The sequence below is a fragment of the Paenibacillus sp. V4I9 genome (assembly GCF_030817295.1).
Lineage (GTDB): Bacteria > Bacillota > Bacilli > Paenibacillales > NBRC-103111 > Paenibacillus_E.
In genome coordinates, this window is the sequence record NZ_JAUSZE010000001.1 from 3,917,936 (window position 1) to 3,935,738 (window position 17,803).

Consider the following 17,803-nt stretch of genomic DNA (forward strand, 5'->3'; position numbering starts at 1 on the left):
ATTTGAAAGATTCTTACCTCATCCGGTAAATGGAGATTATGAAATTTTATTATTTCACTGTCCAAGAATAACAGCCCCTTGCATCATTAAAGATGGTAATAAATGCCATACAAATCGTATCAGAATCTAATTAAAAAACACAACATTAATTCAATAAATCTACCCAAAAGCAAAAAAAAGGTTGGTAGCTTAACACAAGCTACCACCACGCTATACTGATCGTTTTACGGACAACGGCATCCTACAGTGTGTCGATTGCCGGATGTCATGTTTGAACTATCGTTCTGCGTTAGTTTAACGATCAATGGTTAAATAATACAATATTTGTCTAAATCATATTTTGTTGTAGATCTTACTCTTTTATTGAATTGTAGTACCCTTAAGCTCAAGTGATTCCTGCATAGGTTAAAACTTTCTTATGGTTCCATATCTGTGCTTCAATATAAGGTAATGTCTCTTCTGAGAAAGTCCACTTTTCGCCAAGAAGATCCGTAATATTATTTATTAACTTTGCCTTGGCTTCAGAAAGAGTAAAAACAAGACCATGATATTCAGCTTGATAATGAGCTGCAGGTTTATACTTCCAAGTCGAGTAGGATACCATACTGTCTGGATATGTAAATGTAATATCATGCTCATCGAAAATTGAAATAGGTATGCTAATCCTGTCAATATCAGTACCATAATTTAACGCATTTTTCTCTATCAAATTTGAAGTTCCTAGCAATGTATATAAGGGATATACAGCTTCTGGTCGACCACCCTTTTCAATAAAACTATTTCTTAACCATTTTTCTGTTTCCCTTCTATCTTCCATGTAATTAGTAGGCTGTTTAAATCTGGAAAGCAAAGGCGAGTCATCGCAGAGATTCTCCATTATTTTTAGAGCTTCTGATTCGGTCAGCGCAGATAAACTACGAAAAGGCAAAGTTCCTTTTATATAATAGTGAGTTATATAATCCAAGGTGTTAATGCACCTCCACAATGAATGTTACTCTTCAAAAATCTTTTGCCCTATAGATGAAAGAAGCCACCGATATTTCCGCCAGCTGCCTCGTTTAGCCCTTGGTTGAAAGAACAGTAAAGGTTCTGCACCTTACGACCTTAATTGTTACGGATTCTTCTTCTAACTTCATCCAATAGTAAGGCTTTCTCCGCTTCGGAAGTGGCATCCGCTGAAAGCTTCCGTGCTGCAATAGGTGCGATCCAGGGCTCGATATCTGCGTATCTGATGCCAGATAGCCGTTCGTACTCCTCTAAGAATATGCTGATGGTGGTTTCCCTAATTGTGTCTAGAAAGATACTCAGTTCAGTCGGCAGGTACGGGGGCACGACCGTATATCGGAGCAATATTACGTATTCCGCCAGGTCTGCTTCCGGGTTCCCGATTGAAGCATCATTCCAGTCGATGATGAAGGCATCATGATCTCGCAGCAGGATGTTCCCTGGATTCGGATCTCCATGACAAAGTTGCTGCTTAATGGGCTGTTGATCCAATAGGGCGATCAGAGTTTCTATTTCTAGGTTAGTCAAGGATGGTGCTCGGCGAATATCATTTCTGATTTTTTCCCGCTGGCACGATAAGCGTACGGAAATCGTATGAGTTTGATACAGAAGCCGAGCAGTAATCCGGGCGTTTAAATGATCTTCCATCAAGTCTACGGCTTTCTCTCGGTTATTCAGCCCTATCAATTTGTTTACAATACGGTTTAGGATCGAATCACCGTAAATGCGTTCAAAAACAATGCCCGGTCTCCCTTCTACAGTAACCAGGCCGAATGGCTCGGGAACAGGCAACCCGCACTCCCAGGCAGCCCGACAATGCTTCCATTCTCTTAATAAGGCAGCGGAGCTTGTGTTAGGCTTTGCCAATTTGACAATTTTGCTGCCGTCTTCCCATTCGAATACTTCCGCACATGCGCCTTCTCCCAGCTTTCGTCCTACCGAATTCGTCATGCAAGCACCCCCTTAAGTCATAATAACCCTTCTTTTCTCGTAAGCATTTTGTACATTTCTTCTAGCATCTCCGTGGCCTCATCAATATCCAACTCGATTGTATTTGTGTTAATCCTAGTCCCAATACCTAACCAATACGTAATCACCTTGAAAAAAACGGTTTTGGCCTTGCTCTCTTCAAGCTCACTTAGCCGGTTATCAATCTGCAAAAAAGCAGCAAATAGTTCCTCGCTAAGCTTGTCTCTGTTCCGCTCTAAAAATTGTCTCCTGTAGTCAGAAAGATATAGCGCTTTGAACAAACCCTTTTCTTCTTGTGCAAACAAAAGGCAACCGATAGCCAAATTCATGGCGGCAGCGTTATTTTCGTTGTGGTACTGTTTCATGCGGGCTAGAGCAAAATCAATAGCTCGGTTAAACACATCATCTTTTACCTCTTCCATGCTTGCGTACATACTGTAAATTGGCTGAGTCGAGCATTTTAGTCTTTGGGCAATGCTTCTGGCTGTCAATACCTCAATTCCTTGCTCCCTTACGATTTCAAATGCGGCGTTTAACATTTTCTCTTTCGTTATTACTACTTTCGGGGGCAATTTGTCATCTCCTAACCATTACACCAGTTATATAACATATGTTATATTTAATTAATGAGGATGTCAATGTGTTTTAGGTAAGAGTTCCAACTATCCTGCCCGTTCGGAGCGAAGGCCATCATTGGATTCGTTGTGGCAATTACTTCAACAAAAAAAGGAGCCAACAAAGTAGCTCCCACCACTATATATTCCGTAAAGCCCTTTGACGCTTTTTTATATTGGCAAATCTAACCCACATACTTGTGGTCTATCTGATTCAAAAATTTATGAATAGCCTTTATAAATTTTTCTTGGTCAGGTTCCCATAAGCAATGACCGGATTCCTCAAATACAACAACTTCAACATATTGAAGTTTTCTTTTGTAGATTTCAGCTTCTTCTGCACTTAGGAATGACCCCTCATTACCTCCACGGAGGACTAGTACAGGGCAGCGTATTTTCTCCAGCTCATCCCAAAGCGTAACTTCCTTAGTTTCACGAAACAGTCCCTTAGCTACGTGAGGCTTGATATTTGGATTAGCTAAACTTCTTTCTAACCAACTGGAAGTAAAATTTTTGTAATGAGCTGGAAAATCACAGATTATTATCCCTTTGAGTAGATCAGGTTGTTGAGTTGCAAATCCTAAGGCGTAAGCTGCTCCCCTTGAGAATGCCATCAAGCAGAAATTTCCAACTCTTGAGTCAATCAGTACCTGTTCAATATCTTTTACATGATCCTGAAATGAATAACCTCTATCCGGTGCATCGCTTTTACCGCGGCCTCTTAAGCTAATAGAAATATTTTGCCTGGTTTCAAATGACTCAAATGGAAATTCTTCGGCGCTACCAAGCATACCTGGGACATAAACTAAAGGAGTATTCTCACTTACTTTACTACTAATCAGGTAATTAATTTTGATTCCATCATTTAGTGCAAATCGTGAATCCATCAAACTACCACCTCAAATTCATTATACTAATCACAGAGTACCATAAAATGGAATATTAATGTGATATTAATTCTTTGTTGAGCTATCTGCCCTTACTTTAACGACCAAACAGACTGCCTCGGCAGTCTGTTCTGTTTAACAATCGTATCCGTTAGCGTAATGATGTTCGGTTCGAACCGAGGGGGGCGAATTCCCCGAAGCGTGAATATGGTGTTATACGCAGTTACTGCCTTCCAAATTCCTTACAAAATTATGTATTGCCCATCTTCAATCTTCAATAAATCTTTTCCTATTTCTTCTTCATATGTTCTTATCTCTTCATGCTTATCAATATAACGATTACAATGAGGCAATATTATTTCGTCAATGATTCCAACAGCTTTAAAATCAATCATGTCAATTGTGTTCCATTCTGGATGTAGTAAGTTTGCATGTGATATTGTGTTCCCCATTACAGCTGCTCCCGAACTATGACCAATAAATATTCGACCTTCATTATAGAGGTCTATTAATATTGAATCTGTTTTTGATTTCTTAATTTGGTCTAATAAATAAAAAGGATCCCCTCCCTGAATACAAATTAATGGGAATTTTCTAAGCAGTTCTGGATTTTCAAATTCAATATCAATGAATTCTAATTCTTCAAATCCTGATCGCATTAATAACTCTTTAAATTGATTTTCATATCTTTTTCTTTCTTCCTTATTTCTTTGAGCTGTCGTAATCGAAATCATTCTCTTGCTGAATCTATTTATTTCTACCCACGCAAGAAACTGTTCAAAGACATCCTGATCATATAAGAATGCTTTAGATGTTAAAAACACATTCATCTCTGAATTCCCCCTCAGTTTATGTTTCTGGCCGATTGATGCCAGCAGCCTCGTCCTGATTTTTTATTGAACAAAAGTTTCTCGTTAGCGTAATGATTTCACTTATTGTTTTTATTAGTTTCCGTCCCGTTGTTTTATACTTTCAATAGCAAATATAGCCGATTCTCGAACATCACGAATATTAACTTTTGATAATTCTTTTAATATAGTTATATCTTCGATTACACCAATGTCTGATAAAACGGAAGTAGCATAAATAATATCATATTGGTTCATCTTAACTTCATTAGATCCATTAGTTATAATTTCTAACACGACTTGCTTGGCTCTTGGATTTTTTGACGCCTTAAGAGCTCGGATAGCCGAGTGGCGGATTTGCCAGTTATCATTCCTGGTTAACTGTATTATTGGTTCAATATCCATAATATCAGATTTTTCTAAATCGGAAACGCAGTCAAGCAAGCTACTGATAGCATACTTATCCGATTCTTTATGCAATTGATCGATTAAGAATTGCAATGCATTTGAATCTGAATGCTTTTTTAACAACTTCGAGAGAATAAAATACGCTCCCTTTCTAACGTTCAATCCATCCAATGACTTGTGAAAGTTGACAATCTCGATAAGCATCTGAATGAAATATCTATTATTTAATGCATCAGCTTCCCTATATGCTTTGAAACTTATTGATTCATCAGAACTTTTTGCATTATCACGGAAAGACATTCTGTTAATTAATTCGAGCAAATATTTTTTTCTTCTTTTCATATACATCGTTTTAATAAGTGAAGATACATAGCTTTCCTTCATTAATTCCCAACTTTCATTGCATGTATAGTTTCATTTAATTTACTACAATCTGGAACAAACTTGTTATTTTTTTACAAAGAACGAATGAGAGCTATCCTGCCCGTTAATAAACAAAAGAGGAGCTGCCGCGAAGCAACCCCCTCAACTATCGTTTCCGTTTAATGACTCAGGTATTGAATCTATTCTTTTGCAACCATTTCCCCGCAAAATCAACACCTGCTTTTATATTAAATATTCTACATTTAGCATTTCCAATTTCACCTAATGTAACGTTACTATTTTCGTCAAATGCTTTTCCAATCTGCTCAAAATCCTCTGCATCATAAGCATAATCGTCAAACCATTTCCAAAATCTTTTATTATTTTCTATTATTGAAGCTCCCATTTTCTTTCTTGGCATTTTTCCATTTAATGCTTCAGCAAGATGAAAGCTTGTGCATGAATCATAGTTGACACCTAATAAAAGAACTTTTGCATTTAATTCATACAATTTACCTAATGGAGTATTCATCCCAAATTGAGGTGTTAACTGATGATTATCTATTACCGCATTTGCATATTTTCCACTTGCAGAAAAAGATACTTGCGGATGGTTGGACCTGATTGATTCTGGTAAAGTCCTAAATAACTCTGCAATACGTCCCATTCCCCTTGTTGGCGAAAGATCTATATCAAACGCTGGCATGCTTTCATATATCTTTTCTATCCATTCCTTCGGGACTGGAGGATTACTCCACTCAGTTGGGTCAGAAATTTCTCCACTATGTGAGGGCATTACTAAAGTCCCACTTGTGCCTACAGCTTGTTTAAGAGCCATTAGTACAGCCTGAGCACCTCCACAAACCCACCCTAAGCTTGAAAGAGAAGAATGTACTAATAATATATCCCTCTTTCTAACGCCAAGTTTTATTAAATCATTATATATAGAATCTAAAGTATTCATATTTTTTGTTAATTCAATTGTTCTTAGCTCACTCAATGTTCTCATCTCCTTATAGTCGAAATTGTCCTTTGTTCAAAGCAGGTCGCCATGGCGCCTGCTTTATTTGTCTGTCTTTATTCAGCTATCGTTTTCCGTTAGCTTAATGACCTGGCATATCATTTATGATACGGTTCACCGTAACATTATCAGGGGCAAACAATCAAATGTAATCAAGATTGAAATTTAAAAGAGACCATAATAGATATAGAAAATTGGGAAGGGTGCAAAATATGCACTCTTTCCAGTATAGAGTCAAATAAAATAGAACCATCCTTTGATGGTTCCCTTGTTAAACTATCGTACCCTATAGTTTAAAGAGCTTTTTGTAATGATTTTTTCATTGCTTCTACAAAGTTCTGACGTGTCTCTTCAGATAATTCTAATAAGGAAAGATAGGGATTTAAATCTTCTAATTCGACTAATAGAAGCTCCCCTTGTTCGCTTCGACAGGCATCCACTCGTTGAATTCCCCAGTCAAGATTATTCCAGTCGATGAAACGTTTAGCAAAAACTAAATCTTCTTCCGTAGGTACATACTCTTTCAATTCCCATCTTTTATCTTTATCTGGTGCATAAAGAGCATACTGAAATTCTTTGTCAATAAAATAAAATGAGACTTCATATTCAAAATTGATAAATGGTTGTAACAATGTATTTTTCGATTCTGAATTAACTTTTTCACTCAATTCATCTTTTGGAACAAATTCCATCCCGATAGAGTCTGCTCCATCTTTCGGCTTTACGATATAAGTGTCTACATTAGGGAGTTTATTTAGGGAATCAAGGGTATCAATCGTTGGAATAACAGGAAAATGAGCATTTGTTAGTTCAATTAAATATTCTTTTCCGTTCATATCAGCCTTCCCATCAAACGAATTATATGTGTTTAAATGTTTAGAAACAATTCGGTTGCGGAATGCTTCATATTTGTCTTTAAAATTTGCGACTGGACCTGCATTTCGGAAAACAATTAAATCAGCATTATCTTCAAATGCTTCAATATCTTCAGGATGACAGATAACCAAATTAAAGGCTTCTCTAAGTTTAGAAGTTAGAAATAAATCCTCTTCATAATAGTTTCTTCCTTTTGCTTCATAATATAAATCTGTTACAAATAGTAGCGTCTTCATTACTCCTTCACCTGCTCTTCTTAAATTTTTATTGTAAAAACATCCAAATGCTATGAGGAAGGAAAGAAAACGTCTAAAAAGGTTATAAACGAATCAGAGCCTTTACCGATTTTGGAAGAGGTCTCTACTATGCAGGTAGGAGAATACGTAGCCTGGTGTAAGAAGAATAACATTATGCGTGTGGAAATTATACAAACAAAGGATTAAAAACATGCAAAACAAATCTTGTTAAGGCCAATTATGCAGAAAATTATATTTTAAAAGAAATAGAAGGATTAGTAAATAACCCAGAAATCGTAAATTCTATCGTTAAAAAATTAAAAACAGAAAATGACATAGATACTAAACCAATGAAACAGGAACTAAAGAAAATAAAAAAAGAGCTTGAAAATATCCAAGCAAAAAAAGAACAGAACTTATTATTAGAACTTGAAAACAAAATTAGTATAAATATTTTAACACAAAGAATGGAGTTCTTGGAAGCTCAAGAAAGAGAAACAAAGGAAAAAGTATTTAGAATGGAAAGCGAAATCCATAATATTGAATCACAAGGTCTATTAGATGCAGATTTTATACAAAAGGTTCTTCACCAATATTCAAGCAATTATTTGAAGTAGCTGATATTAAACATAGAAAACAACTTCTACATTCGCTTATAGATAAAATCACTGTTAATGACGGAAGTACAACTGATGAACGCACCATAAACAAAATGACATTAATCTTCGAGCCTCAAGAACTTGAGGCTCTTTCAAAAAACAAAATGTTTGTCCCTACTTATGACACGGTTCACCGTAATGTATCCTAAACACAAAATACAGTTTGACCATAAAATATACATCAGCATATAAAGACAAAGCCACTCCTAACAAAGGAGTGTTTTTCTTTGGATAAACTTCACTTTTATTTCATCTGTTGCTTCCTTTAATTGCTTTATATCTCTCGTCCGTCCAAGGAAAGTCTCTTAAGGATACAACGTCAAATTTATATTCGTGTAATAGCTGGATAGATTCAAAAGTGAAATTATAGCCTATAGCAAGTTTCTTAAATTCATCATTTAGATTTAAATTTACCTTTTTCAAGGCTTTATTTACAACTGATGAAAGTACAACTTCATCATCTTCAAAGATAAATCCATTTACTACACCTGTTCCTTTAGGAATAATGTGTTTATATCGAGGAGACACAAGTTTTTGTAATTGCTCATAGGTTTTATTCACAAACGTCTTGTACTTGATTTTGCTGCTTCCTTCCTAGTATCATATCGTGTTTTCATTTTCATCCAAGCGATATCTCTATTGCCTAATCTTCTATTCTTGGGTTACATGGCGACAAATACATATCTTCTCTCTCCGTAACTTTACCTCTAGCTAGAACATACACCTTGAAACAGTTATGACTCTGTTTGTCTGCAGAATCTCTAATATACAATAGACCATACGAACCTTTTGCTTGATTTCCTATGTATTCAAAGATGGTGATTGGATTATTTTTTGCAATTGGCGTATGGTTATCATTTCCTGAAAGACTCATATGAAATTCACCATTAACAGCATATAAATCAAGTTTTCCTCTAACCGAATCATTTAATTTTTCTATATAAGCCCTTATATCAGCTACAACTAAAAGCAAGCTTTCCGTTTCTTCTTCATAAGTATTTTCACTTATTGTCAGCCATCCATGATATTCGTACATAATTAAGCCCTCATTTTCGATAAAATCATTCTTTCATCAAGTGTATTTGCACCTCATTATACCATATGTTGGAATTTACATTTTGACGTATCGCTTCATATTTTACACATAAGTCGGTCGATGGAAGTACATAGCCTAATACTTAATTGTAGAACACATAATATGCTGTTAACCATCCCCCTCAAATTCCAAAGAAACCACTCCATCGGCAGAAGTGGCTTTGTCTTTATATGCTGACATATATTTTGCTGTCAAAATGAACTTTGTGTTTAGATACATTTCTGTGGTCTGTATCACAAACAGGGAGCGACAATATTTAGCCGTTCCACCACGCTCTACTGCCCGTTAACATTCCTGTAGGTGTTAATAGATGGAACTTGCAGAAAAAAGGACGCCTCGCTAGGATGAGTATGTACCTGGGTTGCAGCCCTCAGAACTCACCTTAGGAGGCGTTATTATGAAGTCTAATCCAATTAATTCTCAAAATCAACGTGTAGAACGAATCTCCACTACCACTCTGGTCATAGGCATCGACATTGCCAAGGAGAAGCATGCTGCGCAAGCCATTAATTTTCGAGGTATTGTCCTCACCAAGCGCCCTATTCTATTTTCGAATGACCTAGCCGGCTTTGAGCTTTTAGAACACAGTATTCGGAAATTACAGAAGATGCACGGCATGAATGACCTCGTTGTGGGAATGGAGAGCACCGGTCACTACTGGTTCAATCTTGCCAACTGGTTGGTGGGTCAAGGAATTGATGTGGCTCTTGTCAATCCAATGACAACCAAACGCAATAAGGAAAACAGAGATAACTCACCTTCCAAGAACGACCCAAAAGATGCTCTGGTCATCGCCGATGCGGTGAGTCGTGGGTTCTACACGCCCTTCTCTCCAAAGGATGAAGCATTCCGCCGGATACGGGTTATGGTTACAAACAGAGAGCACTGGGTTGTTAAATCAGGACGGATTAAGAATAGAATCCATCGTTGGCTCGATATCCGTTTTCCAGAATACAGACAAGCATTTGATGATATTTTTAGCGATCGTTCGTTGGCCTCTTTGCGTCGGTTTCCAGCCCCTTCTGACCTATTACAGCTAACTCCGGAGCAAATGGTACAGATCTGGGGTGAGTATATGGCCAGACCTGGCGGGGTGCGAGGTACGAACAAGGCTTTGGAACTTCAATCACTCGCTAGACATAGCGTGGGAGACACTACTGCCCTTGAAGAAGACAAATGGGAGCTGAGGCACCTCATCGAAGAGTATGAAAGGATCCGCCGAATTATTGACGAAGCGGACGAGATGATTGAAAAGATACTGCCTGAAATTCCTTGTTCTGATCTCGTTCGATCTGTCGGTACTTCCGTTCCTGCAACGGCTGCCATATTGGCATTTGGCGGGGACTTACGTAAGCTGTCTCACGGAAATCAATTACTACGTAAGGCAGGATTGAACTTAGCAGAACGAAGTTCAGGCAAGTATAAGGGGCAAATCAAGCTCACCAAACGAGGCAACTCGCTACTGCGCAAGCATCTCTACTTCACTGTGTTTCACCTGTTATCTTTCAATGAAGCGTTCCAAGCCATGCATGCGCATAATACCGAAGTGAAACGAATGACGAAAATGCAGTCCATGATGAAGCTGATTGGGAAACTAGCCCGTATGCTTGTAGCCATGGCAAGAGAAGGACAATCATTCTCCATGGATAAGGCCCAGCTACCATTAGCTGCATAAAAAGTAAATTTTAACCCTGACACGTAAATTGGCTCATTCGCAGGAACTCACAAAGAAAGCACGGAGTACCGATATTTTTAAGCTTTAGGGCATAGACCCGTTCCGTTAACGTTGATCGGACTCCACACCTTGGAAAGATAGGACGAAGGAATGTGAGGGCAAAGACCCGTCGAGATTTGGGAGAGTGAATCCCCAAGGATATTGTGGAGAGAAGCGTGCATCATAACTTTATTATGGAAGATGTTGTAAATACATCAACACCTTCTGTTCCCGCATGCGCTCTAACGGAACTGCCTGCCACACACTACCTAAACACCGGAACTCCTATTTAACATGCATTTTGAAATCCTGCGAATGAGCGAGCATTCGTGAGAAAATCCTTATTCTCTGAGGGAGTTTAGCGGTTAAATTTTATGTGTCGGCATTCGGACAATGTTCTTGTCACAAATCGGCAATCGACTCAAGTTCTTGACATTGTCAATTTACAAGAACTTGAGCCGATAAATAAAAAAGCCCGCGGTTTACGCGGACTACTGCTCACCATTACTTAGCACATTGTTTGAATTAAAATATAACTCCTAAACGAAACAAAATCAATTCCAACCATTACGTTTAGAGGATAAAATTCTGACTCTTACCTTTATCGTACAAGCATGTTCCTATGGAAGATGTGTCAAAAATATTTGATGCTGCTGCAAATCCTTTATTTCTTGCTTGAGATGAAACTGATGCTTCTATTTGTGATACGGTTCATGTAATGTTCTATTTGTATCGCCTCCAAACTTACTATAGTAAAAAGCCAGCGTAACAAATCGCTGGCTTTTCAAATTGAATATGGCTGGAGAATTCATCTCATCATCAATAATTCATAATTGACATTATTTATTTAGGTTTTACTACAACAGGAATAATTATTTTAAATCCATCATATTCCGCAAATATCACAGCTGCTCCTTCTGATTTCGCTATGATCTTATGATCAGCGGTCACTTCAGCTACTTCCGGATTAGACGTACTCCATGTGACATCAGCCGTAACGACTTTTACCGTTCCATCGCTAGACATTGCATTAATGACTACCTCACTTGTTGAGCCTGCTGAATTTACGATATAACCCGGCGAAGAGCTTATCCCCAATGTAAATGTAGGATACTTTGCTACGACTTCAACATTAATTGTCGTTGACATACCAAAAACAGTAGCAGTTATCGTCGTTTTTCCAACAGCGTGAGCGATGATATGTCCATCAGCAGAAATCGTTGCAACCGATTCGTCCGCCACCGTCCATTTTACTAGGCTAGTAACATCAAAACAATCACAATTACCATCTCTGCCCGGATGACCAAAGAAAGCAATTATAGACACGTCCGTCGACTTATTAGGTTCTAACATCACATTGCGGGGAAATGACGTTAAAGCTACAGGCTTTGTGTTTCTTACCCAAACAGAATCTCTCAAACCTCCATAATTGAAATAGATGTATGCTTCACCAGGGCCGACCCATCTAATGACCCCGTTCTGATCAACAGTTGCTACTTTCTCATCGGAAGATTCCCACTTCCCATCAGTATCAACCTGAACTATATTATGATCTGTATATTCCGCAAAGGCGTCCACATCTACAGGAGCTCCTGCCTCAGGCTGTATTAGCATTCCCAGTATGTTTTTAGTGATTCCGACTAAATTAACTGGTCCCTCTTTTTCTGTTACTTTTACTGGAATTTGAATAGAAGGGAAACCTTCAATTGTTGCACTAACTTTCGTTTTACCAATTTTCTTTCCAGTAAATTTCCCGTCTGTAACACCAGCAACATTAGGATCCTCTGAAATCCACTGGATTGACTTCGTAATCTCTTTTTGAGTTCCATCATTGTATTGGGCTAAAACATGTACGGGATAAAGCTTATCTTTTTGAACAATAACATCCAATGAGGATACAAGCAATGATTCTATTTTTAAATCCCCCGTAGATGCATTATTTTCAGAAAGGATTGAAACCTTCAAGATTTCGGTGCTTGTCCCGTGATTGATAAGGACCTGAGTTGTACCTGGTGCAACGGCTGTAAGAACACCATTCTTAACTGTAACAATGCTTGGGTCTAGTGATGTGAATCTTGAATCTGAAGTGACGTCAGTTGTTGAACCATCTTGATATTTTGCTTTTACAGAAAACGAATGCATGCCCTCGGCTAACCGAAAGGAGATGTTAGTTTCACTAGGAATCAGATCAACAATTTTATTCACTAAATCTTTAGAAGGTTCTTTTGAAACGACAATAGGAACCTGCTTTGAGTAACCGGAGCTATCTACGGTAATTATGGCTGTACCAGTACCTACAGCAGTAAGTAGGCCATCCTTATTCACTTTAACAACATCAGGATTAGATGATTTATAAACCGCAGATGGAGTCGAATTTACAACAGATTTGTCCGTATAGCTCGCTTTTACCTCCAATTGCTGCTGTTGATGTACCACCATATTTTTTATATTTGGTGTAACAGAAATCGATTCAGGGGTTGGAGCCTTCTTCTGACCGTCTTTATCCGCGACAGCCACCGGGATATCTACAGTGTGACGACCATTAGCATAGATAGCATGCAAAACGGTTGCGCCACTCAATTGACCAATAACCTTTGATGTACCACCAAAATTTTGCTGAACTGAAGCTACGTAGAAATTGTCGGAGTACAATTGAACGGAAGCTGTGACATCCTCCGTGCTCCCATCACTGTAAATCGCTGTTATTGCAATTGGCGCTTCATCACCTACACCTATGGAGAGGTTTGATGGAGAAGCAGCCAAACCAATAACTCTTGGAGTAGTAAGCTTATTGGTGACAGTAACCTCAATTTTAACTGGAGGAAGAACATCTGATCGATAGGAAGCTGTCACAATTGTTTTACCTGTCTTACCTCCTATGATTAATCCTGAATCCGTTACCGTTGCAATGCTGCTATCTTCGACAGTCCACTTCACTTCACTTGGATTTACATTCTCTGACTCTCCGTTATTGAATACTTCGGTTAATTGAATCGGCCAATTTGCACCTGGCAAAATTTCAACAGCAGGTTCATCAATTACAAGCTTCTCCGGCTTAACAACATTAACAAGTACAGCATCAACCAATTTATCGTATTTAAAATATATATATGCTTGGCCTATTCCAACTGGGGTAATCAGACCATCTTTACTAACTGTAGCAACATTACGATCTGTCGTTGTCCAACTTCCTAAAGAAGTAACCTGTCTACTCTCGGGGTCCCTTGTAAAGGCAAATACTTGAACCGGCTTATCAGAGGTTTCTAACCTCAACTTGCCAGCCGAAAGTAGAAGCGCCGTTACATTTTCTGGAACATCTCTTATAGAAGCAAAGAAGTTTATCTGTGGGAAAGTTGAGTAGGTTACTCTCAATGAAACATCACCTGGTGATATCCCTTTTAATACGCCATTTTCAACCTTTGCAATCGACGGATCTCTTGATTCCCATTTAGCTAAATTAGTTACGTCTTCCATCGAACCATCGCTATAAAGTGCTTTCAAAGCGATAGGACGCTCTTCCCCTTCATCTATGAATGTAATTCTAGGTGCAGCTAAAACGAGCGATACAATTGTTTTCCCTTCTGCCTTTACTGACTTTTCAGGCGAGGCAGAAGCCAAACTACTAAATAGAGACAGGATTACTATAAAGATGAGAGTTAATACTGTAATTCGCTTTGTTACCTTTGTTCTCATTTGCCAACCTCCGTATTTTTTATAGCAATCAGCCTTTCAACCTAATATTAGACTATAAAAAATGTATATCATATAGAGCGATAGTTTTGATTTTTCAGAAATATAGCATTGATTTCCACTCATCTGTTTTGTGACTTTTCACATTGATTTCGACATTCATAAAATTAAATTCTACTGGAATCGATCCGTATCAACATAAACGCCGTTAGTTTGCTTACTGGCATGCTTATCCTTTCAAATTAAATAGTCCTTGGGGATCAATGACTATTTAACCACTGGTCAATTATATCAAGTTTTTATCCCTAATCGTATTGCCATACAAGCTGTCCCTTTCTCATTTTTGCTGCATAGATGATTTGCCCCGTATGATGCTACATATTTAAAGCCCACGACTACTTAGGTGGATATGTTCGAAAAAAAGATAATGTACTTGTTACATTTTATATTTAATTAATTGTATCTAAAAAACCCCTTCAGTTTCTTCACTTCTTCACTGAAGGGGTTTTTTAGATACATATTTAAGGATCGTTAGTTTCTTATTAGGTATTAGTTATCTATTAAACTACTTTTATAGAATAAACTAACTTTGTTGTCTAAATATTAACTTCTTGTAACATAGGTGTAAATATCACATATAATTGAGAGACTTGAAAAACTCACAGGACTTATGCAGTTCGCGAGATTAATTGGTATTTGTGAGAATCTATGTTTGAGTAAACCGGCCATCACGTCATGAAAAGTTGGGGAGGCCAGTAATCCGAAATAAGACTTGCAAAGCGGCGTGCTTCTATGTCAAAATCGATGAAGATTCGTTCAGACCCTTTGCGGTTTCTGCGACGGACCTGACAACGAGTGTGGAAGAGGCCACGAACCATTTCGCCGTGGGTGTAGCCTTCATCATCACTATGTTTTTTTGTTGTTTAATTGCCATAACGCATAGGTAAGAAGGGTTTCGGTTGCAAAAAGTAATTCCATATGTGCATGCTGGTGTGCCTCGGATTTGGAATGGCAAGACTCAAAGCCGAGTTCCTGCTTAGCGACCCGGAAGAAAACTTCGATGCGCCAGCGTTTGCCGTAGACACTTCAATTTGGTAATTTGAACTCGTAGAATGCGAACGGCTATATCATCATTATGTTCAAGGAAAATAAAGTAGACTGAAAAGACCTAAACTTAAGAAAATCAAATAAAAAAAAGGGTTCTACATATTATGTATGACTAATATGTGGAACCCTTTATGTTTAACTATCGTTTCCGATAGTTTAACAGCCAACTCTCCCTCATACTTAAATAAGTGTCTTTACTAGTTTTTGTACCAAATCGGTATGACGCTTTCGAAATTCTGGTGATCGTTCAGTACCGTACGAATGCGGGCCATCATTGAATCGAGTTGTGCCGGCACGACTTGGAGCGTCCAAGTGATCGTCCCGAACATAATCAGCGCCGAATATAGCGCATACAGGTTCCAAAAATTTTCCGGAATCTTTCCATCAAAATACCCGTCGATTTGCCCGATCGAGAACGGAATGCTAATTTCGCGGCTGAAGTATGCAATTTTAAGAAAATCATGATACGGGTCTCCCCAGTCGTAACGATTGAAATCAATCGCCGCCGCATAAGTGCTACCATGCACGAGCAGATTTCCAGGATGAAAGTCATCGTGCTGAAACCGGTTCGGGCGACCTTCTACCAGCGGCAATTGCCCTTCAATAAAAGCAACAATAACATCCTCCTCAGGCAGCTTAACCTCACAGAGGCAATATTCCGCAAATTGACGGTTGTGCTTCGCAATTCTTCGCATTGACCATGCTTCCAAGTCCCCAGGGGCTTCCACTTCATGCATCATAAGCAGCTCCCGCCCAGCTTCAACGCCCACGCTGTACTGTTCGTCAGCCGACATAAGCGGTAGCCTTTCGGAAGCGTCCTCCCCTTCAACATAGCGTAAAACTATGTAACATAAATCAAGCGCTTCGACCGTGCCGAATGCAATGGGCTCAGAGGTTCGGACACCAAGGCCGTGTATACGACCTACCGCCTCAAACTCCCGGCGTTTGCGTTCGGTCTGCTTAAACGTTGCAGTGCGAAGCACATAAGCCGGTTTGTCATCACCTTCGTAAACTAGGTATTTCCCGTCATAAGAGAAGCCTTTATGAATCTTTAAAACAGCCGTCGCTTTTCGCAACTGAGGGATATATTCTCGAACTTCGGTTATTTGCATCGTGAAGCTCCTCTCGAGTATCTTGTTTTTCTATATTAAAAACAGACATCCAGAATGCAGAGACTTATGAAAAATTCTACACGATTTGAGGAAACCCTACCAACTACAATGACAGTTATTTCAACGGCAAGGAACAGGTGCCATTGCGTCTGCTCCTGTCATAATCATTCCACTATCGTTTCCGTTAGCTGAACGTATATTGATTGAATTCGTTATGACACAATGGATAATTCCATAAATATTTCAGCAATATCATTATCATTGTATTTTGGTATCTCATAAAAGCCAAAACTTCGAAACACTGACATCGCTTTATAAGATTGTTTCTCAGTGTCCAACCTCAGCTTTTTTAATCCAGCTTGTCTTGCAAATTCTATTATTTGGCTCATCATGCTTTTGCCGTAACTCTTATCTTGATATTCAGGTAAGACGAAGAACCTCTTTATTTCACCAATTCTGTTTTCAGAATCAATACCCTTTAAACCAATAGTCCCAATAACGCTCTGTTCTTCCTTCAATAACCAGAACCCGCCTCCCGTCTCAAAATATAGCAGTTCAATACTTCTAATATCTGAATGCGACCCTTCAGGATCAAAGACATATCCTCTGGAAACATACATAGTTTTCATAAAATCCTCCAATTGATCCTGGTCTGATCTAATGTATCTCTGCAGCAATAAGCATTCCCCTCTCTCGTGGATAGAACTTCTTTACTCTCGTTATCCGTTAGCTTAATCGATTGTTGCATTTATTTTCCGTATTCAGTCATTTTAAATGCCTGCTTTAAGCAATCAAGTTGATCTAATTTAACCCCCATTTTTCGTTGAACACACTGTAAATAAGTATCGCTAAGTCTCAATGCACGCCTTTTGAACGTGCCCTCTACATGGAATTTCATCAATACACACGCCCCGGTTCCCAATCATCCGCTGGGTTATCACCGGTTATCTCCTCGATCTCGTCGAGGGTCTCATTTATCAGATAAAGCGCGCCGTGACTCTGTGCTAAGTGGTCTCCGGTAATAAATGGACCAGTCGGCGTTACCTCGATCGTTTGGCCGGCGTAAAATGCCGCAATCCGTACTACCGCTTCGATCGCTTCGGCGTCACCAGTGAGCTCGCCGTCTTCTGTCCACGATACGGAAACGCTACGATCTTCTAACGTACCGTGTACTGTAAAACTGTTCATTCGCCGATCT

The 17,803-nt window shown here is 38.7% G+C and carries 16 protein-coding genes and 1 pseudogene; 2 read left to right on the top strand and 15 right to left on the bottom strand.

Annotated features, from left to right (window positions below; translation table 11 throughout):
* Positions 1-385: 385 nt before the first annotated feature.
* From QFZ81_RS18460 to QFZ81_RS18495, 8 genes are all read right to left on the bottom strand, one after another.
* Positions 386-964, bottom strand: a complete 579-nt coding sequence (locus tag QFZ81_RS18460) for a hypothetical protein (protein ID WP_307603941.1) — start codon at positions 962-964, stop codon at positions 386-388.
* A gap of 140 nt (positions 965-1,104) precedes the next feature.
* On the bottom strand, positions 1,105-1,956 hold the full coding sequence (locus QFZ81_RS18465; RefSeq protein ID WP_307603943.1) for a phosphotransferase family protein: 852 nt from the start codon (positions 1,954-1,956) through the stop codon (positions 1,105-1,107).
* A 17-nt stretch (positions 1,957-1,973) separates the two neighbouring features.
* The gene (locus QFZ81_RS18470; protein WP_307603944.1) at positions 1,974-2,546 is read right to left on the bottom strand and encodes a TetR/AcrR family transcriptional regulator; all 573 of its coding nucleotides are present in this window, start codon (positions 2,544-2,546) and stop codon (positions 1,974-1,976) included.
* A gap of 227 nt (positions 2,547-2,773) precedes the next feature.
* Positions 2,774-3,475, bottom strand: coding sequence for an alpha/beta fold hydrolase (locus QFZ81_RS18475; RefSeq protein ID WP_307603946.1), 702 nt, complete (start codon positions 3,473-3,475; stop codon positions 2,774-2,776).
* A 242-nt stretch (positions 3,476-3,717) separates the two neighbouring features.
* A complete protein-coding gene (locus tag QFZ81_RS18480; RefSeq protein WP_307603948.1) occupies positions 3,718-4,305 on the bottom strand; it encodes a Type 1 glutamine amidotransferase-like domain-containing protein in 588 nt (195 codons plus the stop codon).
* A gap of 114 nt (positions 4,306-4,419) precedes the next feature.
* Positions 4,420-5,115: a HEAT repeat domain-containing protein gene (locus QFZ81_RS18485; RefSeq protein WP_307603950.1), complete on the bottom strand. Its 696-nt coding sequence runs from the start codon at positions 5,113-5,115 to the stop codon at positions 4,420-4,422.
* A gap of 166 nt (positions 5,116-5,281) precedes the next feature.
* Positions 5,282-6,094 (bottom strand): AAC(3) family N-acetyltransferase, encoded by an 813-nt coding sequence (locus tag QFZ81_RS18490; RefSeq protein ID WP_307603952.1) that lies wholly within the window; start codon positions 6,092-6,094, stop codon positions 5,282-5,284.
* Between the two features lie 314 nt (positions 6,095-6,408).
* Positions 6,409-7,227 carry an ATP-grasp domain-containing protein gene (locus tag QFZ81_RS18495; protein ID WP_307603954.1) on the bottom strand — a complete coding sequence of 273 codons (819 nt, stop codon included), beginning with the start codon at positions 7,225-7,227 and terminating at the stop codon, positions 6,409-6,411.
* 350 nt (positions 7,228-7,577) lie between these two features.
* On the opposite strand from QFZ81_RS18495, the gene QFZ81_RS18500 reads away from it, so the two are divergent.
* Positions 7,578-7,844, top strand: a complete 267-nt coding sequence (locus QFZ81_RS18500; protein WP_307603956.1) for a hypothetical protein — start codon at positions 7,578-7,580, stop codon at positions 7,842-7,844.
* A gap of 291 nt (positions 7,845-8,135) precedes the next feature.
* Here the strand turns inward: QFZ81_RS18500 and QFZ81_RS18505 are convergent, their stop codons facing one another.
* Positions 8,136-8,447: a hypothetical protein gene (locus tag QFZ81_RS18505; RefSeq protein ID WP_307603958.1), complete on the bottom strand. Its 312-nt coding sequence runs from the start codon at positions 8,445-8,447 to the stop codon at positions 8,136-8,138.
* Between the two features lie 82 nt (positions 8,448-8,529).
* Positions 8,530-8,922, bottom strand: coding sequence for an Imm7 family immunity protein (locus tag QFZ81_RS18510; RefSeq protein ID WP_307603960.1), 393 nt, complete (start codon positions 8,920-8,922; stop codon positions 8,530-8,532).
* Positions 8,923-9,379: 457 nt separating this feature from the next.
* On the opposite strand from QFZ81_RS18510, the gene QFZ81_RS18515 reads away from it, so the two are divergent.
* The gene (locus tag QFZ81_RS18515) at positions 9,380-10,657 is read left to right on the top strand and encodes an IS110 family RNA-guided transposase (protein WP_307603962.1); all 1,278 of its coding nucleotides are present in this window, start codon (positions 9,380-9,382) and stop codon (positions 10,655-10,657) included.
* 882 nt (positions 10,658-11,539) lie between these two features.
* Here QFZ81_RS18515 and QFZ81_RS18520 read toward each other — a convergent pair.
* The 5 genes and pseudogenes from QFZ81_RS18520 to QFZ81_RS18535 form a co-directional block, all read right to left on the bottom strand.
* Positions 11,540-14,389 (bottom strand): Ig-like domain-containing protein, encoded by a 2,850-nt coding sequence (locus tag QFZ81_RS18520; protein ID WP_307603964.1) that lies wholly within the window; start codon positions 14,387-14,389, stop codon positions 11,540-11,542.
* A 903-nt stretch (positions 14,390-15,292) separates the two neighbouring features.
* Positions 15,293-15,457: pseudogene (locus QFZ81_RS37420) on the bottom strand (transposase); the annotation flags it as partial.
* A 233-nt stretch (positions 15,458-15,690) separates the two neighbouring features.
* Positions 15,691-16,605: a phosphotransferase family protein gene (locus QFZ81_RS18525; protein ID WP_307603966.1), complete on the bottom strand. Its 915-nt coding sequence runs from the start codon at positions 16,603-16,605 to the stop codon at positions 15,691-15,693.
* Positions 16,606-16,817: 212 nt separating this feature from the next.
* On the bottom strand, positions 16,818-17,282 hold the full coding sequence (locus tag QFZ81_RS18530; protein ID WP_307603968.1) for a GNAT family N-acetyltransferase: 465 nt from the start codon (positions 17,280-17,282) through the stop codon (positions 16,818-16,820).
* Positions 17,283-17,502: 220 nt separating this feature from the next.
* Positions 17,503-17,793, bottom strand: a complete 291-nt coding sequence (locus tag QFZ81_RS18535; RefSeq protein WP_307559818.1) for a hypothetical protein — start codon at positions 17,791-17,793, stop codon at positions 17,503-17,505.
* Between the last annotated feature and the right edge of the window lie 10 nt (positions 17,794-17,803).